We start from the raw sequence: 19253 nt of genomic DNA on the forward strand, positions 1-19253 counted from the left end.
TTGCAAATACGTTTTTATACCATTATACTTTTGTCCGTATGATGATATGCTATAGTTTTGGAGAAGTGAAAGGTTGATTGTAATGAATATATGGTTAAATATGTTAACGACGACAGGACTCGGAGCAATTATTGGGGGATACACGAATCATTTAGCGATAAAAATGTTATTTCGTCCTCATCGTCTTATTTATATCGGAAAGTTTCAAGTTCCATTTACACCAGGGTTAATTCCGAAGCGTCGTGATGAACTTGCTGTTCAATTAGGAAAAATGGTTGTAGAACATTTGTTAACACCAGAAGGAATTGGAAAAAAGCTAACAAATGAAGAGTTTCAAAAAGGTTTAATTCACTGGGCGCAAGTGGAAGTGGATAAAGTAATTACGAATGAACAATCACTGCGACATATGTTAGAAAAATGGAATGTAGCGCATGTAGAAGAAGAAGCGACTCGAAAAATCGAACATGTTATTACAGAAAAAATTCATGCATTTTTAGCAGAGTATTATACATATACATGGGAACAGGCTTTACCTCATTCTGTAAATGAAAAAGTAGAGAATGCGATTCCGAATGTCTCTGCGTTTATTTTAGAGCGAGGAATTAGCTTTTTTGAAAGTGAAGAAGGGAAAGCACGTCTCTCAAAAATGATTGATGATTTCTTTGCTTCTCGCGGAACGCTACTTAACTTAGTCGGAATGTTTTTAGGAAATGTAAGTGTTGTGGATCGTGTGCAGCCAGAAGTTATTAAGTTTTTAGGGCAAGATGCTACAAAGCAGCTTTTAACTGACGTACTGCAAAAAGAGTGGGAAAAGTTAAAAGGAAGAGATGTAAAAGAATTAGAAGCATTTGTAGAGAAAGAAATGATTGTAAGCTCCGTGCTGTCAGCAGTTAAAGTAGAGGAAACAGTGAGTAAGTTTTTAAATCAATCTGTTCAGCAAGTATGTGAACCAGTTCGAGAAACAATTATTGAAAAAGTGGTTCCAAGTGCAGTAGCGAAAGGCTTAAAGTGGGGAACAGAAAATGTAGAGAGTATACTAAATAATCTACACCTTGCGGAAATTGTCCAGCAAGAAGTGTCTACATTCTCAACAGAAAGATTAGAAGACTTAGTTCTGTCTATTACGAAAAACGAATTGAAAATGATTACGTATTTAGGAGCGTTATTAGGCGGAATGATCGGGCTCGTACAAGGATTGTTACTATTGTTTCTTAGATAATAAGGTGAGTACATAGAAATAAAAGTGAAATTTCTTCACATCTCTTGCATAGTTTGATATGGTAAGAAGAGGTGCGTATGTAAATGCACGTAAAAGGCAGTGCGAGTGAAAAGCGCTAGCCTTCTAAAGGAGGAAAAATAAAATGACAAAGAACATTCATGATGTTGCATATGAATTACAAAAAGCAATCGCTGAAAACGAAGACTTCAAAACTTTAAAAGAGAGCTACGCAGCAGTTCAAGCTGACACAGCTTCAAAGAACTTATTCGATGAGTTCCGTACAATGCAACTTAGCCTACAACAGAAAATGATGCAAGGCCAAGAAATCACTGAAGAAGACAACCAACAAGCACAAGAAGTTGTAGCTCGCATTCAACAAGATGCTAAAATTACAAAATTAATGGAAACTGAGCAACGCCTAAACGTTGTAATCGGTGACGTTAACAAAATTATCATGAAGCCACTTGAAGAATTATATAGCGCGCAACAACAAGCGTAATAGTGGAAGACGCTCCTATGGGGGCGTCTTTTTGGTTGTTTATAGAACTTTTTTATATGTATATATAATGTTACTTATATGCCAGGACGTATTTTATATTTTCGTTTACACGCATCTATATTGCGGTGACCGTATTTGGTGATTAATAAAAGATTAAAGTAGTCGGGGAGTCATATGCATAAAAAATATATTGAGGGAATTCTCTTTCGGTGGTTGTCCATCTATTTCGTGATAGCGCATTAGTATTTCGGTGAAACAATTGTAATTTTTACATATAATGTATTTAACAATAAGACAATTGATAGAGATAAATGGAAGAGGTTAGAATAGATGGAGACTCTTATAGATTTAAATACTTTTAAAACGGAAATATTAGCAAAACATGTACTTCATATGATGATAGAAAATGACTTCTTTTATCAAGGATCGCAATTGGTCGAAAATATTTGGGTAAATGATTCAACTATTTTTATAAATAATGTAAAGATACTTACAAAAGGTATTGAGATTTATAAGAAGAATAATGAATTTTATTTAACACATCAGCCAGATAGTACTAAAGTGATAATATATTAATATATTATATATAACGAAAAGTTATCTTATAAATTTTTTTGCTTTGTGTTATAATTTTTTCCTAATCTAATGATAATGAGTATATATTTTTTTGGGGGTTCTAATTTTTTAGAAGTGCATGTAATCTATTTGCTTTTGAAAAATATAGAGCTATTTTTAATGTTGTAGGTGTAAGACAAACAATTCTATCTTTATTAAGGAATAAAAATCGAAAAAATTTCCTTGTAAGAATACCTAGGGAGGGAAATTTATATTTTATTTACCTTTGAAAAAATGCGGATTTATTTTTAATGTTGAAAGTATAAGGTGAATAATTCTATCTTTATTGAGGAATGAAAATCAAAAAAATTCCTTTTTTAAATACCTAGGGGGGGCAATGTATATGGTTGTGTTTGCAAAAGGAGTTATGCAATGATAGCGAGAATGTGGAAATCTAAGTGGCAGTTGTTGATTCTATTATTTTCGCTTATAGTCAGCTGTTATTTTTCTAATATAATAATGAAGTATCCGGAAATAGGTATATCTATAAAACTAGATTCTAACCAATATGTTATATACGACTTATCAAAATATAGTTGGGCGGGAAAAAGAGATTTCAAAATAGGAGATATTATAGAAAAAATTGATGGCGAATTACCATCTAAACATTTTACAGTTGTAGCATATCATTCCATTGAACAAGCAAAAAAAATCACATTAAGTAGGAACGGGGAAATAAAGGAGTATGAGATAGAATATCCGCCTTATAGTAAGCAATTATTTTATCATCTTCTCATTCCAGTTGGATTTTATATCGTATGTTTTTTGATGGCATTATATCTTTTAATGTTTGTTCCTGAAATGAATCGTAGTACCACTAATCTAGTATATTTTTTAATTTCTCTTGGAGTAAATTTTATTAGCATTATGGCTGTTGAAAGAGAGGATATATTATCTTTTATTGTGGCCTCAATTTCATTAGTATGTTCATTTACTTTCTTTATTCGATTCATGATGTTGTATTTCTTGCATAATGAAATAAAGTTTTTAATACCAAAACAATTAAAAGTTTTAAATGCAATATCGGTATTCCTTATTATAGTGAGTATTTTTGTGTATGTAGAACATAATGAATGGGCTAATTTGTTTACAGTCACTTTAAGTTTTATATTATTTTGTTTTACAGTATACCTTTTAGTAAGGTTTTATTTGAAAAGTAAAAATAGTAGTTACATTAAATATTTAAAAATTATTATTATTAGTTTTTTTGTATCGGCAACCCCATTTGTTTGTTTATATTTAATTCCAAATTTATATTATGGGGAAGAATTTATAAGCAGTGAAACAACGGGGATTTTCTTTTTATTCATCCCAGTGTGCTTGTTTTATTTAGTAATTGCAGGGAAGTTGTTTGATTTTAGATTTATCGTTCAGCGATTACCGCACTATATTATTTTATCTGTAGGGATTAACATATTTTTGGCAGTATTAACTATGGTCCTTTTTGAAGAGAGTGAGGCAAGTCTATTAGAGTGGGTAAAATTTAGAGTTATTGCTATCATTATCTGTATTTGTTTTTTATATATTAAGGATTATATAGATTTTAAGTTGAGGAAAAGTTTATATCATCATCAAAAAAATTATCAATTCAGTTTGCATCGATTTTTACATCAAGCCAAAAATGAATATAAACTATCAAATTTAATTTATAGTATGCGAAGAGAGATAGCGGATATTTTAAAACTTGAAGAGACGTGCTGCGTAGAAATAAATAAAGTTGAGAAGTCTGTCCGTATTTTGGATAGTGAATATGTTCCGCACCGGACGATAGAAACTTTATTTAATCATCAACTAGATACCTACAAGGTTGGTTCTATCGTGCAGTTAGAAAAACACTTTGGATTTGTTTTATCTGCCTCAGCAGATAAAATGCTTATTTTATTGTGTAATTATAATGGAAAAGAAAATTTAAATGTAGATGAAATAGTTTGGATTGAAACATTATGTAATTATACAGATTTATTATTAGAGTGTTCTAATCAAATTGAAGATCTATTAAGGCAATTACAAGAGATAAAAAATTTAGAGCACCCACCAATATGGTTGGCGAGACTTATGTTCAAACTATCGGAAAAAGAACGAACAAATCTTGCAAGTGATATACATGATGGGGTTTTGCAAGATCAAATACGTTTAACTAGAAAATTTGAGAGTTATAATGAACGTGTTAAAGATGAGGAAATGAAAGATATACTTAATGAAATACATGAAGAACTATTAGATCATATTTATACAATTCGTGAAACGTGTAATAATTTGAGGCCACCATTTTTATATGAGTTAGGTTTAAAACAAGCACTACTGAATTTATTTAAGCAAGTTAATTTAAAAGCGACCTTTTTTTTCTATTATGATATTCCTGAAAGAATTGTTGTGCCTAGTATTGAACATGAACAAGCGATTTATCGAATTATACAAGAACTATTAAATAACGCAATGAAACATTCAAAAGCGACAAATGTAACGATAAGATTATTTCACAAAGACAATCACCTATATTTAACTTATGTAGATAATGGGATAGGTGTTAAGTTAGATGAAGTAAACCATTCTTACAACACATTAGGATTGTCTGGGATTGTCACTAGGATACAAAGTCTGAATGGAGAGATGTCTGTTGAATCAAAACCTAATCTCGGTTTGCAAATAATTATTAAATTTAAAGATAATTAGTTTCCGATGAATCATCAGATGATAGGATGATATTGTATGTAACGATATTGAAAGGGTGAGAATATGATTTCAGTACTTGTAGTAGATGACCATGTTGCAGTAGGATTAGGGACGAAGGCGTTAATTGAAAAATACGATGAGATGAATGTAGATGTAGTACATGATAGTATGGAAGTAGAAAAAATAATTAAGAATCAAAAATATGATGTTTACTTAATTGATCTACAAATGCCAAATATAAACGGTTTAGAGTTATCTAAGAAAATATTAAAGATACATTCAGAGGCATCGATTCTTATTTTCACAGGATTTGACGTACTTTCGCACTATAATCTACTTATAGACAGCGGAGTTTTAGGAGTTTTAAGTAAAACATCGTCAGAGGAACAAGTAATTACTTCTATTCGTCATGCAGTAAGAAAAGAAGTGGTTCTATCCCAGCAATTTGTTAAGCAGTTAAGAATAAAAGAAGCGATTTCGAATATAGCTACCGAACATGGAGAGCTTTCCAATAGAGTTTCATTAAATGAAGATGAAAAACAAATTCTAATAGAAGTGAGTAAAGGGAAAACAAATAAAGAGCTTGCTGGAATTTTGAATTTAAGTCAGCGTTCTATTGAGTATAAATTGACAGATATATTTCATAAATTAAAAGTTTCTTCTCGGATGGAAGCTGTTCAGAAAGCGAAGGAGCTGTGGCTTATTCCTTCTCTTGATTTATAACCTTAAATGGTACTTAGTGACATAAGCTCGGAAATAAAATATTTGATAAGAGGTTCTTTTCCAATTTCGTTTGGGAAGGAACTTTTTTTTGTTAGCAAGGAGATTTACTTGCGTTGTAAGCGCAAGTGTTTTTGCGTGGCATTGCTTTGTTTTTTCGTTTCGGTATTTGGAAAAAATAGTTAATATGAGAATGGGATTGGGTGTCCTTTAATATTAGTGTAGATAACAGAAGCGATAATGAAGTGACAAGGAGAGAAAGATAATCAAGTTAGAGAATTGTACAACAATAATCCCATAAAATTTAGGTATCTTTTAATAAGAAAGAAAGGGGGAGTAAATTGAGAGGAAGAACAAAGAAATTTGGGGAAATATGTTTAGCTAGTGGGATTCTATTTACTCAGATTAGTACTTTGGGTGTTTTTTCGAACACCGCTTATGCTGTTACAGGTGATGAGATATCAACTTTTATTATGCAAGCAAATAAAAGTAAGGTAAAGGTAGATGAGGACATCGTTTTAGAAATTGAAAACCCAGGGAATCAAAATGATAAGGTTGAGTTGCAATTACCTGAAGGCGTAAATTTCAATGAAGAAGCTACAAAAAAGTTGAATGAAACTAATGAAGCAATTGAAACAATCCATGTGGTAGAGCATTCAACAATTCAAATCCAAAGAAAATCGCAAAGTAGTGGTTTAGGTAAGGTGTTTTTGTCAATTAAGGGAAAGAAGCCAGGGGATTTTGCATTTGTGGCAAAGGTTCAATACGGGGACACTGAGATAAAAACGAAAGCAGTTAATCTGAATGTTTCAGAAAATGTTCAGGAAGCTATTCAGGAACCAAATAATCTTTTGATAGAGAAAACAGAGGAATTGAATGAAGAGACGAGAGTAGTTGAAAAGACTACTAGTGATGGAAAAGTAGATGTTCAGCCAACTGAGGGAATGTCTGGTCAGATAGATGAAAATGCCCAAGAGGAAGAAAAATCAGAGGCTACATCAAATGGGAACTCTAAAGAAGGTAATAACGTAACTAGTAATGGAGAAGAACTAAATGCTGCCAAAGATACGAACGTAGAAATAGTAGAGGTAGAGGAAGAAAAGCAAACTGCTACTGCCTTGGTAGAACATGCAGATGAAACTCATCAGAGTATAATTCAGTATCCAAATGTTAATGTAATTAGTTCAAAGGATGGTACGGGATCTATGATTCCAGGAGAATATGCTCTTCAATGGAGATGGAGTACACAAGTAAAGTATAAAATTGTTGGGAGTACAACAGATACTAACTCAACATACCAGTCTTATGACTTTACAAACGTAAATCCCGATAAGGAATCGTATGTTCATATAGAAAAAGCCGGAATTTATATGGGCAGATGGCTAGATATACGTGTCAATATTATAAAGTTCGATGGAGTCACCAAAGTCAATGTAGCCACTCCGCGTAAAGTAAGTGGTAAAAAGGATTTCTTGCAAATGAGGTATTGGGGGCGAGTTGGATCTTCGGCTGATATTTCTTATGAATTTTATGACCATGAAACGGGAGAGTTAGTGCCTGTATCTGGTATGTGGAACATTAATAAATTGAATAGTCATAAGGCTATAGACTTAAATGTAGATAAAAAGCATTTCAATTCTTTATACACGTATGACAATACGACAATAACATATAAAGATAATGGTGATGGCACTGCTAATTTTGTGGGAACTGCTGGTGGTGCAGCTGGAAAAGATACAAATATGACATTCACTTATACAGGGATAACAGAATTACCAATGCGTATCTATCGATTAGGAGACTCAACATCACGGGTAAGGTATGAATATGAAGCTATGTCCAAGGTTGGTATACCGCATCCTGAAGTAATAGGTGAAGTGACGGAGGGAGCTGATAGAGAACTATATTATCATGTATATCAAGATATGCCTCCGCAAGCCATTGCATCTTCTAATCCAACTTCATTTGTACTTGAGAGTAAAGTAAATCCAGATTTCAATGTAAAAAATGTAAAGATTTTAGATGAAGATGAAAAGGATATAAGTAGTTATTTTGATATTACACGTGAAAATGATAAGGTTACAGCTACTGCCAAAGCTAATATTGTAAATAAGTCAGAGTTCGGTGGTAAATTTTATGATATGCAAATTCGAGGCTCCTTGAAAGAAGAGGCTGACTTTAAGAAGTATTATAAAAAAGGCTATCTAGAGGTCCCTGTTTCTGCCAAAAACTATATTGATGGAGATAAAAAGGGACAAGAAGGTAATCAAGGTATTGCGAAAATACAGTACAAAGGTACCCCTACAGGAAAAGCGGTTCCACAAACTGTAAGGATTAACACAGATTTATCAAAGATGGATATTTCGACCTTTGTAACAGAATTATCTGTAGATACGGATGATAATATTGATAAACCAATATCTGTAGTTCGTTTGGAGAACATTCCAAAAACAAATGTTATAGGAGAGTATTTTGTTACAGCTGTAATTCGCACTGCACAAGGAGTAGAGGAAAGAATACAAGTACCTATAAAAGTAGTAGTGGGAACTTTGAAATTAGTGAATGTTCCACAAACGATCTCTTTTGAAAATTTGCTTATTCCATCCAAACCAACGATATATAATCCTACTTCTATGAATGGGAAATTGACGGTAGCAGATGAAAGGATAAAGAGACAGAAATGGCGTGTGGATGTAAAGGAAACAAAACCACTTACGTCTCGTACTAACGATAAATTAGAAGGTGCGATGATCTATACAACAAAGGATGGAACTGACCTTACGTTAAGTAAAGAGAGCGTAGAAGTAATTTCACATACACCGACAGATGATAAGAGTATTGAAGTGAACTGGGAACAAAATGAGGGAATTAGACTTCAAGTAGTACCAGGGCCGAATGTGAAAATGAATACAAAATATCAAGGTGAATTAACATGGACACTAACGGATGCTCCTAATTAAGATGATATATCTAAGAGAAATATAGATATAAATTTTAGAAAGGAGAGAATGTAATGTTAAAAAAATGTTTATGCTTGATGTTGTTTATGCTTGCTTTAATACCAATATTCTCATTTCATGAAAAGGTATTAGCAGACAAGGTGAATTCAAAAGCAGGAATTACTTTTTCAAATAGTTATGTTCCCACTACAATTATTGATTCATTGATACCGGATGGATCTAATTTAGTAATCGATACATCTGATGACCGGATAAATAAGAAGGAGCTACCGAAAACAGGTGGACAATCTTTTTATCTATTTCAATATTTAGGTTTAAGTAGTATTATAGCGGCTTTTTTTATGTTACTAACACTAGCTAGAAGTAAAAATAGGAAAAATAGAAACGCAAGTTTTTATTTAAATAAATAGAATTATATAAATGGAGGCAAATTATGAAATTAACAAAATTAGCATTAGCAGGAGCAGTATCATTTTCAACGGTATTAGCAGCAGGAGCACCAGCATTTGCAGAAGAAGCTGCAACAATGAAATCAGTTACAGATGTTTCATTTACAGAAAGTGAAGAAATTACGAACCCAGTTAACCCACTTAATCCAGATGAAACAGTAGAATCGAAAGATCCTAATGATAAAGAAGATCCACATGAGCCAGGAACACAAGGTCCATTAAGTATTGATTATGTATCAAATTTCCATTTTGGCAAGCAAGTTATGTCAGGTAATGATCAAGTATATAACGCAAAACTTGATACATTGAAAGTAAAAGGTGCAAAAGAATCAACAGAAGTACCAAACTACGTACAAGTAACAGATAACCGTGGAACAAACAAAGGATGGAAATTGACAGTAAAACAAAATGGTCAGTTTATAGCCGATGATAAAGATAAAACAGTATTAGACGGTGCTGAACTGAAGTTAAGCAATCCAGTTGCAAAGTCTGCAACAAATGAGAAATATGCTCCAGAAGTAAAAGGAGTAACATTAAATCCAAACGGAGATACACAAGAAGTAGCAATTGCTGCAGCTGAAAAAGGTATGGGAACATGGGTAACTATGTATGGTGAAGATGCTAAAAAAGGAGTAGAAAGTGTTACATTATCTGTACCAGGTTCAACTGCAAAAATAAAAGATGCGAAATACCAAACATCATTAACTTGGACTTTAGAAGATACACCACAATAATTCATCGCAAATAATCATGAAACGAAAAAAGAGATAAAAGGAGATAAATTATATGAAATTAACGAAATTAGCATTAGCAGGAGCGGTATCATTTTCAACAGTATTAGCAGCAGGAGCACCAACGTTTGCAGCTGAAGATGGTGGAACACTAAACTCAAAAGCATTTATCAAATTTGAGAAAAATACTGAAATTGTAAATCCAGTTAGTCCACTAGATCCAAGTGTTGAAGTAGAAACAAAAGATCCAAAAGATCCAAACGACCCACATGAGCCAGGAACACAAGGTCCATTAAGTATTGACTATGTATCAAACTTCCAATTTGAAAAACACAAAGCGTCTGGTAACAACGAAATTTACTACGCTAGTTTAGATTCAGTAACAAAAAAAGATACAACTGAGACAATGAAAGTACCAAACTACGTACAAGTAACGGATAACCGTGGTACAAACGCAGGATGGAAGTTATCAGTAACACAAAACGACCAATTTAAAACTGCAGAAGGCAGGGATTTAACAGGAGCAGCTTTAACGTTGAAAAATGGAACGTTACATTCAGCATCTGGAAGTGAGGCACCAAAAGCTGCACAAGATATTACGTTAACTCCAGGTCAAGCATCTGATGTTGTAACTGCGCAAGAAGAGCAAGGTATGGGAACATGGGTAAACACATTCGGTAAATCAGTAGAAGATGCGGAGAAGAGTGTGGAGCTAAGTGTTCCAGGTAAAACAAAGAAAGAACAAGCTGAGTACACAACTTCTCTAACTTGGGAATTAAAAGACGCACCTATGTAATATAACTGTGTAAAGATTAATCATATAGGGCATAAAAAGAGATAAGGATAGATTTAATATCTTTATCTCTTTCGTTTGTATATCAAATTATTGAATATGAGAGGAATATAGTATGAAATCTATTAAAAAAATATTGAGTAGTTTATTAGCTATTGTATTTATTTTAAATATTGCTAGTGTTACAACGTACGCAGCAGAAATGAAATTTGCAGTAACAGCAGTAATTCCAGAAAACCAAGTTGACAAGAATCAAACATATTTCGATTTAAAGATGGAACCAGGTAAAAAGCAAACAATTCAAGTGCAAATGAAAAATGATACGGATAAAGAGGTTATAGTAGAAACTCATGCGAATACAGCTATTACAAATAGCAATGGTATTACTGACTATAGCATGATTGATCCTCAATTAGACTCTACACTTAAAACCCCATTTTCTAAAATTGCTAAAGTACAAAAAGAAACAAAAATTCCAGCGAAAGGTAAAGTTACATTAGATGTGAGTATTGAAATGCCAGTTGAATCATTTGATGGTGTTATTTTAGGTGGATTGTATTTTAAAGAAAAAGAAGATGAAAAAGAAAAAGGAACATCTGATAATGTACAGATTGAAAACAAATATGCATACGCAATTGGTGTTGTCTTAAGAGAAACGGACGCCCAAGTAAAACCAGATATGAAATTAAATGAAGTAAAGCCAGGACAAGTGAATGCACGTAATGTAGTGACAGCAAATTTACAAAATATAAAACCAGCAATGTTAAAGAATTTAAGCGTAGATGCAAAGGTGTACACTGAAAAAGGTAAAGATATACTACATGAAACGAAAAAAGAAAATTTAAGAATGGCACCAAATTCTAACTTTGATTATGCAATTAGTTGGGACAATAAAGCTTTAGAACCAGGAACATACCGTCTAGAAATGAAGGCAACGGATGGTGATCAGAAATGGGAGTGGATCAAGAAATTTACGATTGAAGGAAAAGAAGCACAGAAGTTAAATGATACAGCTGTAGAGGCCAAAAAGGATTATACTCTGTACTATATTATAGGTGGAATTTTATTATTTGTAGCATTACTAGTTTTAGTATTCTTACTAGGAAGACGCTCTAAGAAAAAAGGCGGCGAATAAGGATGGTAAACGAAATATATTGATTAAGTAATAATAAGAGAATGATAGCATGATACAAAACACTGTTAAGAAATAGTGTTTTGTATTTTTTTATAAAGTATTTGAAAGAAAGAGAATATTAGCTAGAATGGCAAATTTACAGATTCACAAGGCTGTGAATTAACAGGTGCGAAAAGTACGTTTTATAAATGAAGTGACTTAAGAAATATATGAAAAGTGATATTTTGTAAATATTAAATGATTTCGGAGGAATTCGGATAATATACGGGGTGTGAAAGAGAAGGGTATGTAATATAAAAATGTTTTTATATTATGTTTAAAATGTGCACTGCGTTATGAATGGGAAAAGAGGGTGATACAAGATGCGAATGATGGCAGTATGACAGAAATACAAACAGATGGTACAAATGAATTAGTTACTAAAAAGTATAAGGGGTATAATCTAGACTGGACGAATTCATTTGCAACGGATATACATACGTATCATCCCTCCGTCGCGAATTATTGAGAAGGAGGGATGATCGGCCTGAAAAAAATGCGTGGAAGATATGCGTTAAAGAGACAGAGCCGTTAACTTTGGACGGAAAAGAACAGCTAATTGGTGCTATGAGGTATGTAAAGGGCAGTCAACAATATTTGTTAGGTGAAACGGCTGTAGAAGTAGCTGCGTCTATTTTAACGAATAACGAACCGACTGAAGTAGCTTGGAATGACGAATCAAACGGTATCCGATTATTTGTTGAGCCTATTCCGCTTATTAAAGTGGGACTAGAGTATAAAGGAAAGTTAGAGTGGGTGTTAGCCGATACGCCGATGTAATAAATTGCGGTATTCACGCAAGGAAAAATGCGTGAGTACGAGAAGAATATTCGGTGATGCAAATAGAAGAATATAGTATAGTTACATTAAAGGCAAAATAAACTCGCGAGGACTAACAGCTTAATATATTGCCTTTTATTAGGGTGTATAGTCGTATTCAAGTATATACTAATTAATAACAATCAATATAAATAGAATTATTTGAAAGACAGTCAATTATTTTAAGACACGGTAAAAAATTGCTGTAATAAGTTATTAGTATTGCATTGTTAAAAGAGTAATTTAGGGTTGAGTTACTCCAATTGATAAAAATCCTATACTTTGTCAATATAGTGATTTTATCGTCCATTATTTGTTGTTATTTTGCGTTTGTTGTTTTTGCTTGGGCCTCCTTTAAGGAGGCCTTTTTTTTTATAGGAAACGGATGAAGTGCATCCTCAGATATTAAAAAAAACTTTCAAAATAGCCATTTCTTATTGATTATTTTGAAAGGGATATGTAACACATCTGTTAATTTTTTTTATTGCTGTTAATTGAAGTTTTAATGTTTTTTTCGTTTAAAAACTTTTCAATCTCTTTTTGCTTCCGTCCATTAGCTTTCTCAAGGTGCTTCGTAAAAGAAAAATCGGCTTTGAATAAGTTACCATCTTGGGCGAGTTTGTTTAATTCTTGATCTAGTTCTACGAAAATAGCCGTAGATGATGACATAAATTCATAGATTTCTTTTGAAGGTTTTTTATAATCAGTAGGTAAATTATTATTACTAATAAACTCATGGAAATTCATATCGTTTTGTTTCGCTAGATCGATTAGTTTTTGTAATTTTTTTCGATCGGAATCAGTGAAATTCTTATCAGGAGTTGTTGAGGCAAGTGGAATGATGTTTTCAGATAACTCCCAGCTATAATCTATATAATCTTTTATATTTTTTCTCATTTCATCTTCATTAATAGTTTCATTCTTTTTTGAGGAAGTGAATATAGTTTCCGGAATTTTAACCGTAACATCTTTAATAGATTGTACATCGTTTTCTTCCTTAGGTTCTGCACTGTTTGAACAAGCTGATAGAAATAAAACTGTAAGTAGCATGAGTGAATATAAAGTATATTTCTTCATTTTAATCTCCTTTTACATTCATTAGTGTCTTTGTAAAATAGCAATATTCCATTTCAAATACTTTACTAAAAGTGCATATAGATGTTTTACCATTTGATAAGATATGACGGATATGAGTAAACCGACGCAAAAAGCGATGAACACATTATAAACATCGGAATAACTAATTTGATGAAACCCTTTAAAGAATCCTAATCCTATTAATAAAATAGGCGAAATAATTAATACTGGCGTGGCAATGATAAGTGCTAGAAGAATCGGTAATAAAAAGAGTAGTACGAAAAAGGCGATAAAGATAAAGGCAAAGTTTAAAACACTTAAGCTCATAACAGAAAAAAGTGCAATTATCATATTTTTGAAGCTTCGTTTACTGTCAGCATTGCTTATTGCATAGGAAACAGTAAGTTCTTTAGCAATGGTTTTAGGGTTTCCTAGCTTTTTAGAAATTTCCTCTTCAGATATTCCATCTTGTTTACCACTAATAAAATGAGTTTCGTACTCCGAGATAATATCCTCCTTTTCTAAATTAGGCATATTCCGTAGGGAAGAACTAAGTTGCTCTAAAAATTCACTTTTGTTCATAACAATCACTTTCCTTTATAAAATGATGAATTATGGCTGAAAATCCTATCTTTTTTCTAAACAGCACACACAATCTATATCTACTTTTTGAAAGGAGATATACTAATCGTGAATAACATTCCAAATAATGGGTATTCCATTATTTACAAATATATCACTTACTATTGTTCTTTGCAAGGTACTATAAATTTGTTAATAATGTGAATAGGTGGAAGTATTTTTGTGCATTTTTAGCAGAGATATAAAAATGTTATTTTAAGATAAACAAAAGGTTGTAAGCGCATTCTTTAAAACTTGTCAAAATAATGTCGAATTCATATTGTTGGAAAAATAATGCATTTGTAATATAATGATAAATGATACTTCACCAGCTTAATTAACTAGGTGAAATTAAAATCTTTATTACACACATTATGAAATAAAGGGTGATTAGTTTTGAGTACAGGTGTAAAAGCAAACGACGTGAAGACAAAAACAAAGGGAGCAGATCTTGTTGTTGATTGTTTAATTAAACAAGGTGTTACACATGTTTTCGGTATTCCAGGAGCAAAGATTGACTCTGTATTTGATGTATTGCAAGAAAGAGGACCAGAGTTAATCGTTTGTCGTCATGAACAAAATGCAGCATTTATGGCAGCTGCTATTGGTAGATTAACAGGGAAACCGGGCGTATGTCTTGTAACTTCAGGACCAGGGACATCAAATTTAGCGACAGGTCTTGTTACTGCGAATGCGGAGAGTGATCCCGTTGTTGCTTTAGCTGGTGCAGTACCGCGTACGGATCGATTAAAACGTACGCATCAATCTATGGATAATGCTGCACTATTCGAACCAATCACAAAATATAGCGTAGAAGTAGAGCATCCTGATAATGTGCCAGAAGCATTATCAAATGCATTCCGAAGTGCGACTTCTACAAATCCAGGAGCAACTTTAGTAAGTTTGCCGCAAGACGTTATGACTGCGGAAACGACTGTAGAGTCTATCGGTGCGCTTTCTAAGCCACAGCTTGGAATCGCTCCCACACATGATATTACATACGTAGTAGAAAAAATAAAAGCAGCGAAATTACCAGTTATTTTACTCGGTATGAGAGCAAGTACAAATGAAGTGACGAAAGCTGTTCGTGCATTAATTGCGGATACAGAGCTTCCTGTTGTTGAAACATATCAAGCAGCTGGTGCGATTTCACGTGAGTTAGAAGATCATTTCTTCGGCCGCGTTGGATTATTCCGTAATCAACCAGGTGATATTTTACTAGAAGAAGCAGACCTTGTTATTTCTATCGGTTATGATCCAATTGAGTATGATCCAAAGTTCTGGAATAAACTTGGCGACAGAACGATTATTCATCTTGATGACCATCAAGCAGATATAGACCATGATTACCAACCAGAGCGTGAATTAATTGGTGATATCGCTTTAACGGTAAATAGCATCGCAGAGAAATTACCGAAACTTGTATTAAGTACGAAATCAGAAGCAGTGTTAGAACGATTACGCGCGAAATTATCAGAACAAGCAGAAGTTCCAAATCGTCCTTCAGAAGGTGTTACGCATCCACTTCAAGTGATTCGTACACTTCGTTCTTTAATTAGTGACGATACAACTGTTACATGTGACATCGGTTCCCATTCTATTTGGATGGCGAGATGTTTCCGTTCTTATGAACCACGTAGATTATTATTTAGTAACGGCATGCAAACGTTAGGTGTTGCACTTCCTTGGGCAATCGCAGCTACTTTAGTAGAACCAGGTAAAAAAGTAGTTTCCGTATCAGGTGACGGTGGTTTCTTATTCTCAGCGATGGAGTTAGAAACGGCGGTACGTTTAAATTCTCCAATCGTCCATCTTGTTTGGAGAGACGGCACATATGATATGGTTGCATTCCAACAAATGATGAAATACGGCAGAACATCAGCTACAGAGTTTGGCGATGTTGATCTTGTGAAATATGCGGAAAGTTTCGGGGCGTTAGGTCTTCGTGTTAACACGCCTGATGAATTAGAAGGTGTGTTAAAATCCGCGCTAGCAGCAGATGGTCCTGTCATTATTGATATTCCAATTGACTATCGTGACAACATTAAATTAAGCGAAAAATTATTACCAAACCAATTAAACTAATGGAGGCAGATTTGAGATGACTGTTGCGCAATTAATTGATATTGATGCGAAAAAAACGAAAACGAGTAATGAAGTATATCAAACATCTACAATGCTTGCGCTATTAGATGGTATATATGATGGTGTAATTAGCTTTGAAGATTTGAAAAAACATGGTGATTTCGGCATCGGCACATTTGATCAATTAGATGGTGAAATGATTGCATTTGATAATGAATTTTATCATTTACGTTCAGACGGTTCAGCAGAAAAAGTAGAGCCAGAAGAAACAACGCCATTTGCGACTGTAACGTTTTTTGAAAAAGAAATGAGTTATAAGGTAGAGCGTCCGATGAATCGTGAAGAAGTTGAAGCGTTATTACATGAATTAATGCCAAGTAAAAACTTGTTTTACGGTATTCGAATGGACGGTACGTTCCGTGAAGTAAGGACGAGAACTGTTCCAAGACAAGAAAAACCGTATACACCGCTCGTTGAAGTGACGAAATCACAACCAATCTTTTCATTTGAAAATACAGAAGGTACGCTTGCTGGATTTTGGACACCAGATTACGCACAAGGTATTGGGGTAGCTGGATTCCACTTACATTACATTGATGATGAAAGAAGCGGGGGCGGACATGTTTTCGACTATGTTATAGAAAACTGTACGATCCAAATTTGTCAAAAAGCTCATATGCATTTAGCACTTCCAGAAACAGCTGATTTTATGGCGGCTGAATTATCAAGAGAAAATTTAGAGGATAATATTGCAACTGCGGAAGGTGCAGAGTAAGAGGGAAAGACTGTTCCATTTTGGAACAGTCTTCTTTTATTCGTAATGTTATTATTTGTCGATAAATCGATATTTCTTGTCGAACCGTTGATATATTGTAAGTTACGATAGATATATTCGAAAAATCGTTGATATATTGTAAGTTACGATAGATATATTCGAAAAATCGTTGATATATTGTAAGTTACGATAGATATATTTGAAAAATCGTTGATATCGCTTATTTCTTTGAAACAAACGGATGCCCCTCATAATAAAAACGCCACGGATAATGTACAGCTTCTTCTGCATAGTCGATATTAATACGAGGTCCTGCTGTTATTTTATATTGTGATGATATGTGTTCTTCTTTTGGAACTAATTCAATATGTAACGTATCACTTTGTAACGATACACCGCGTTCTTTTAAAGTGATGCCAAGTGCACGGCATAGTTTGCCAGGACCGTTCGTTAAATTTTTGTACTGCGCTTTTGTAATTTCGGTCTTATTGTAGCGCGCTAGTTTTATTTCTTCTATTCCATCTACCGGCTCAAGAGCTCGAATGAGAACACCTTGTGGGGTGCCCACTGGCGCTGTAATAACGTTAAAGCAATGATACATACCGTAAATTAAATATACGTAAGCATGCCCTGGTGCACCAAACATAACTTCTGTGCGATCTGTCCGTCTGCCTCCATAACTATGTGCGGCCTTATCATCTGGGCCTTTATATGCTTCTACTTCTAAAATGATTCCGCTTCGCTTTATTCCGTCTACAATATGAACAAGTTTTTGCCCGAGTAATTTTTTTGCGACTTCTAACGTATCGCCTTCATAAAAAGAAGGAGGTGCCTGCATTGTACTATCTCCTTTGCTAAGTGTATATGTATATAGTAAACCAAATTTTCAGTAGTAATTCTAACTCGTTCTATTTGCTACATTTATTTCATAAATTATGGATAGAGTACAACAGCGAAGAGGGGGAGTGCGACATGATTTATCGCTTACTAGCTCTTAATATAGATGGGACACTACTATACAACAATGGAAAAATTGCAAAAGGATTAAGAGAAACAATTGAATTTGTGAAAAGAAAAGATGTATACGTTACGTTATTTACGAGTCGTAATTTTCAATCCGCCCATAAAGTAGCAAAGGCGTTAAAATTAGATTCTATATTAGTGACACATGGTGGTGCTTTCGTTTCAGCAACGTTAGATAAGCCGTACGTTCAAAGAAGATTATCTGAAGAGAAGACTTTTAACATTGTGCAAGTGTTAGAGCACTTTGATTGTAACGTACGCATTTCTCATGAACGGTTTTCGATAGGAAATCGTGAGAGAAATACACCAAACTTAATTGCGCGCACTGTATTATCAAGCGCAGATCCGTTATTTTATCCAGTTCAATTTGTAGATTCGTTAGGTGACGCGCTTCGTGACCATCCGGTAGCGGCGCCAAAAATTGATGTTCTTTTCCAAACTAAAGGTGAAAAAGAACGCGGGCTAAATACATTAAGAAAAGCGTTCCAAGATGTAGAGTATGTTGAATGTGATTCAAAACGAATAGAAATTTTACCGCAAAATGTATCAAAGTTACGTGGATTACAATTGCTTGGAGAGCATTTAAATATTTCGCTAAATGAAATGGTTGCGATTGGAGATAGTATGGAAGATTTAGAGGTTATTGAAAACGTGGGACTTGGGGTAGCGATGGGGAACTCGCCTGTAGAATTAAAGCAAGCAGCAGATTGGATTACACGTTCAAATAGTGAAAATGGTGTAGAGTACATGATTAAAGAGCATTTCCGTAAGCAATTCCCGCTTCCGTTTTTGAAGAATCATAAAAATACACCGAAACGATGAAAGAAAAACGTAGCTTTTTGGCTACGTTTTTTTGTTGAGCTTATTAAAAGGAATGGAAACGTTTTAAAATGTGAATTGTGTATGAAATCTATACAATTCACTTGAATCCTTTAGAAAACTAATGTAAAGTGAATGATGTTGTCAAAATAGTTACACCACATGAAATATTCTTCATATTAATTTTATTGGGCTCCCATA

At 33.7% G+C, this 19253-nt stretch carries 18 protein-coding genes; 15 read left to right on the plus strand and 3 right to left on the minus strand.

What is annotated here, in order from left to right; translation table 11 throughout:
- Positions 1-82 precede the first annotated feature (82 nt).
- The 12 genes from ACTFRU_RS07535 to ACTFRU_RS07590 all read left to right on the plus strand — a co-directional run bounded on the left by ACTFRU_RS07535 (position 83) and on the right by ACTFRU_RS07590 (position 12613).
- Positions 83-1219 carry a DUF445 domain-containing protein gene (locus ACTFRU_RS07535; protein ID WP_440037559.1) on the plus strand — a complete coding sequence of 379 codons (1137 nt, stop codon included), beginning with the start codon at positions 83-85 and terminating at the stop codon, positions 1217-1219.
- A gap of 142 nt (positions 1220-1361) precedes the next feature.
- Positions 1362-1718, plus strand: coding sequence for a YlbF/YmcA family competence regulator (locus tag ACTFRU_RS07540; protein WP_000164614.1), 357 nt, complete (start codon positions 1362-1364; stop codon positions 1716-1718).
- 330 nt (positions 1719-2048) lie between these two features.
- Positions 2049-2294, plus strand: coding sequence for a hypothetical protein (locus ACTFRU_RS07545; protein ID WP_157418341.1), 246 nt, complete (start codon positions 2049-2051; stop codon positions 2292-2294).
- Between the two features lie 411 nt (positions 2295-2705).
- Complete coding sequence (locus tag ACTFRU_RS07550; protein ID WP_157418340.1) at positions 2706-5006, plus strand: ATP-binding protein; 2301 nt, start codon at positions 2706-2708, stop codon at positions 5004-5006.
- Between the two features lie 63 nt (positions 5007-5069).
- On the plus strand, positions 5070-5729 hold the full coding sequence (locus tag ACTFRU_RS07555; protein ID WP_157418339.1) for a response regulator transcription factor: 660 nt from the start codon (positions 5070-5072) through the stop codon (positions 5727-5729).
- Positions 5730-6067: 338 nt separating this feature from the next.
- Positions 6068-8686, plus strand: a complete 2619-nt coding sequence (locus ACTFRU_RS07560) for a WxL domain-containing protein (protein WP_157418338.1) — start codon at positions 6068-6070, stop codon at positions 8684-8686.
- Positions 8687-8739: 53 nt separating this feature from the next.
- Positions 8740-9096: an LPXTG cell wall anchor domain-containing protein gene (locus tag ACTFRU_RS07565; protein ID WP_157418337.1), complete on the plus strand. Its 357-nt coding sequence runs from the start codon at positions 8740-8742 to the stop codon at positions 9094-9096.
- Between the two features lie 23 nt (positions 9097-9119).
- Positions 9120-9869: a WxL domain-containing protein gene (locus ACTFRU_RS07570; protein ID WP_440037560.1), complete on the plus strand. Its 750-nt coding sequence runs from the start codon at positions 9120-9122 to the stop codon at positions 9867-9869.
- A gap of 52 nt (positions 9870-9921) precedes the next feature.
- Positions 9922-10662: a WxL domain-containing protein gene (locus ACTFRU_RS07575; protein ID WP_325863465.1), complete on the plus strand. Its 741-nt coding sequence runs from the start codon at positions 9922-9924 to the stop codon at positions 10660-10662.
- Positions 10663-10774: 112 nt separating this feature from the next.
- The gene (locus ACTFRU_RS07580) at positions 10775-11794 is read left to right on the plus strand and encodes a DUF916 and DUF3324 domain-containing protein (protein WP_157418335.1); all 1020 of its coding nucleotides are present in this window, start codon (positions 10775-10777) and stop codon (positions 11792-11794) included.
- Positions 11795-12146: 352 nt separating this feature from the next.
- Complete coding sequence (locus ACTFRU_RS07585; protein ID WP_325863467.1) at positions 12147-12302, plus strand: hypothetical protein; 156 nt, start codon at positions 12147-12149, stop codon at positions 12300-12302.
- A gap of 68 nt (positions 12303-12370) precedes the next feature.
- Complete coding sequence (locus ACTFRU_RS07590; protein ID WP_325864458.1) at positions 12371-12613, plus strand: hypothetical protein; 243 nt, start codon at positions 12371-12373, stop codon at positions 12611-12613.
- A gap of 510 nt (positions 12614-13123) precedes the next feature.
- On the opposite strand, the gene ACTFRU_RS07595 is transcribed toward ACTFRU_RS07590, so the two are convergent.
- Both ACTFRU_RS07595 and ACTFRU_RS07600 read right to left on the minus strand, forming a co-directional pair.
- Complete coding sequence (locus ACTFRU_RS07595; protein WP_000760978.1) at positions 13124-13729, minus strand: NDxxF motif lipoprotein; 606 nt, start codon at positions 13727-13729, stop codon at positions 13124-13126.
- 21 nt (positions 13730-13750) lie between these two features.
- A complete protein-coding gene (locus tag ACTFRU_RS07600) occupies positions 13751-14311 on the minus strand; it encodes an HAAS signaling domain-containing protein (protein ID WP_016121960.1) in 561 nt (186 codons plus the stop codon).
- Between the two features lie 435 nt (positions 14312-14746).
- On the opposite strand from ACTFRU_RS07600, the gene alsS reads away from it, so the two are divergent.
- A complete protein-coding gene (gene alsS / locus ACTFRU_RS07605) occupies positions 14747-16435 on the plus strand; it encodes an acetolactate synthase AlsS (protein WP_000103510.1) in 1689 nt (562 codons plus the stop codon).
- A gap of 16 nt (positions 16436-16451) precedes the next feature.
- The gene (alsD, locus tag ACTFRU_RS07610; RefSeq protein WP_044306520.1) at positions 16452-17210 is read left to right on the plus strand and encodes an alpha-acetolactate decarboxylase; all 759 of its coding nucleotides are present in this window, start codon (positions 16452-16454) and stop codon (positions 17208-17210) included.
- Positions 17211-17430: 220 nt separating this feature from the next.
- Here alsD and ACTFRU_RS07615 read toward each other — a convergent pair whose 3' ends face one another.
- Complete coding sequence (locus tag ACTFRU_RS07615) at positions 17431-18048, minus strand: DNA-3-methyladenine glycosylase (RefSeq protein ID WP_440037561.1); 618 nt, start codon at positions 18046-18048, stop codon at positions 17431-17433.
- 134 nt (positions 18049-18182) lie between these two features.
- On the opposite strand from ACTFRU_RS07615, the gene ACTFRU_RS07620 reads away from it, so the two are divergent.
- A complete protein-coding gene (locus tag ACTFRU_RS07620) occupies positions 18183-19055 on the plus strand; it encodes a Cof-type HAD-IIB family hydrolase (RefSeq protein ID WP_000640431.1) in 873 nt (290 codons plus the stop codon).
- The last annotated feature ends 198 nt before the right edge of the window (positions 19056-19253 follow it).

The organism is Bacillus cereus group sp. MYBK220-1, assembly GCF_051916445.1.
In the GTDB taxonomy this organism is placed as follows: Bacteria; Bacillota; Bacilli; order Bacillales; family Bacillaceae_G; genus Bacillus_A; species Bacillus_A cereus.

What these genes read in the sequence shown, in the direction of transcription:
- ACTFRU_RS07535 (WP_440037559.1), top strand. Translation starts at nt 83, where the DNA reads ATGAATATATGGTTAAATATGTTAACGACGACAGGACTCGGAGCAATT.
- ACTFRU_RS07540 (WP_000164614.1), top strand. Translation starts at nt 1,362, where the DNA reads ATGACAAAGAACATTCATGATGTTGCATATGAATTACAAAAAGCAATC.
- ACTFRU_RS07545 (WP_157418341.1), top strand. Translation starts at nt 2,049, where the DNA reads ATGGAGACTCTTATAGATTTAAATACTTTTAAAACGGAAATATTAGCA.
- ACTFRU_RS07550 (WP_157418340.1), top strand. Translation starts at nt 2,706, where the DNA reads ATGATAGCGAGAATGTGGAAATCTAAGTGGCAGTTGTTGATTCTATTA.
- ACTFRU_RS07555 (WP_157418339.1), top strand. Translation starts at nt 5,070, where the DNA reads ATGATTTCAGTACTTGTAGTAGATGACCATGTTGCAGTAGGATTAGGG.
- ACTFRU_RS07565 (WP_157418337.1), top strand. Translation starts at nt 8,740, where the DNA reads ATGTTAAAAAAATGTTTATGCTTGATGTTGTTTATGCTTGCTTTAATA.
- ACTFRU_RS07570 (WP_440037560.1), top strand. Translation starts at nt 9,120, where the DNA reads ATGAAATTAACAAAATTAGCATTAGCAGGAGCAGTATCATTTTCAACG.
- ACTFRU_RS07575 (WP_325863465.1), top strand. Translation starts at nt 9,922, where the DNA reads ATGAAATTAACGAAATTAGCATTAGCAGGAGCGGTATCATTTTCAACA.
- ACTFRU_RS07580 (WP_157418335.1), top strand. Translation starts at nt 10,775, where the DNA reads ATGAAATCTATTAAAAAAATATTGAGTAGTTTATTAGCTATTGTATTT.
- ACTFRU_RS07595 (WP_000760978.1), bottom strand. Translation starts at nt 13,729, where the DNA reads ATGAAGAAATATACTTTATATTCACTCATGCTACTTACAGTTTTATTT.
- ACTFRU_RS07600 (WP_016121960.1), bottom strand. Translation starts at nt 14,311, where the DNA reads ATGAACAAAAGTGAATTTTTAGAGCAACTTAGTTCTTCCCTACGGAAT.
- alsD (WP_044306520.1), top strand. Translation starts at nt 16,452, where the DNA reads ATGACTGTTGCGCAATTAATTGATATTGATGCGAAAAAAACGAAAACG.
- ACTFRU_RS07615 (WP_440037561.1), bottom strand. Translation starts at nt 18,048, where the DNA reads ATGCAGGCACCTCCTTCTTTTTATGAAGGCGATACGTTAGAAGTCGCA.
- ACTFRU_RS07620 (WP_000640431.1), top strand. Translation starts at nt 18,183, where the DNA reads ATGATTTATCGCTTACTAGCTCTTAATATAGATGGGACACTACTATAC.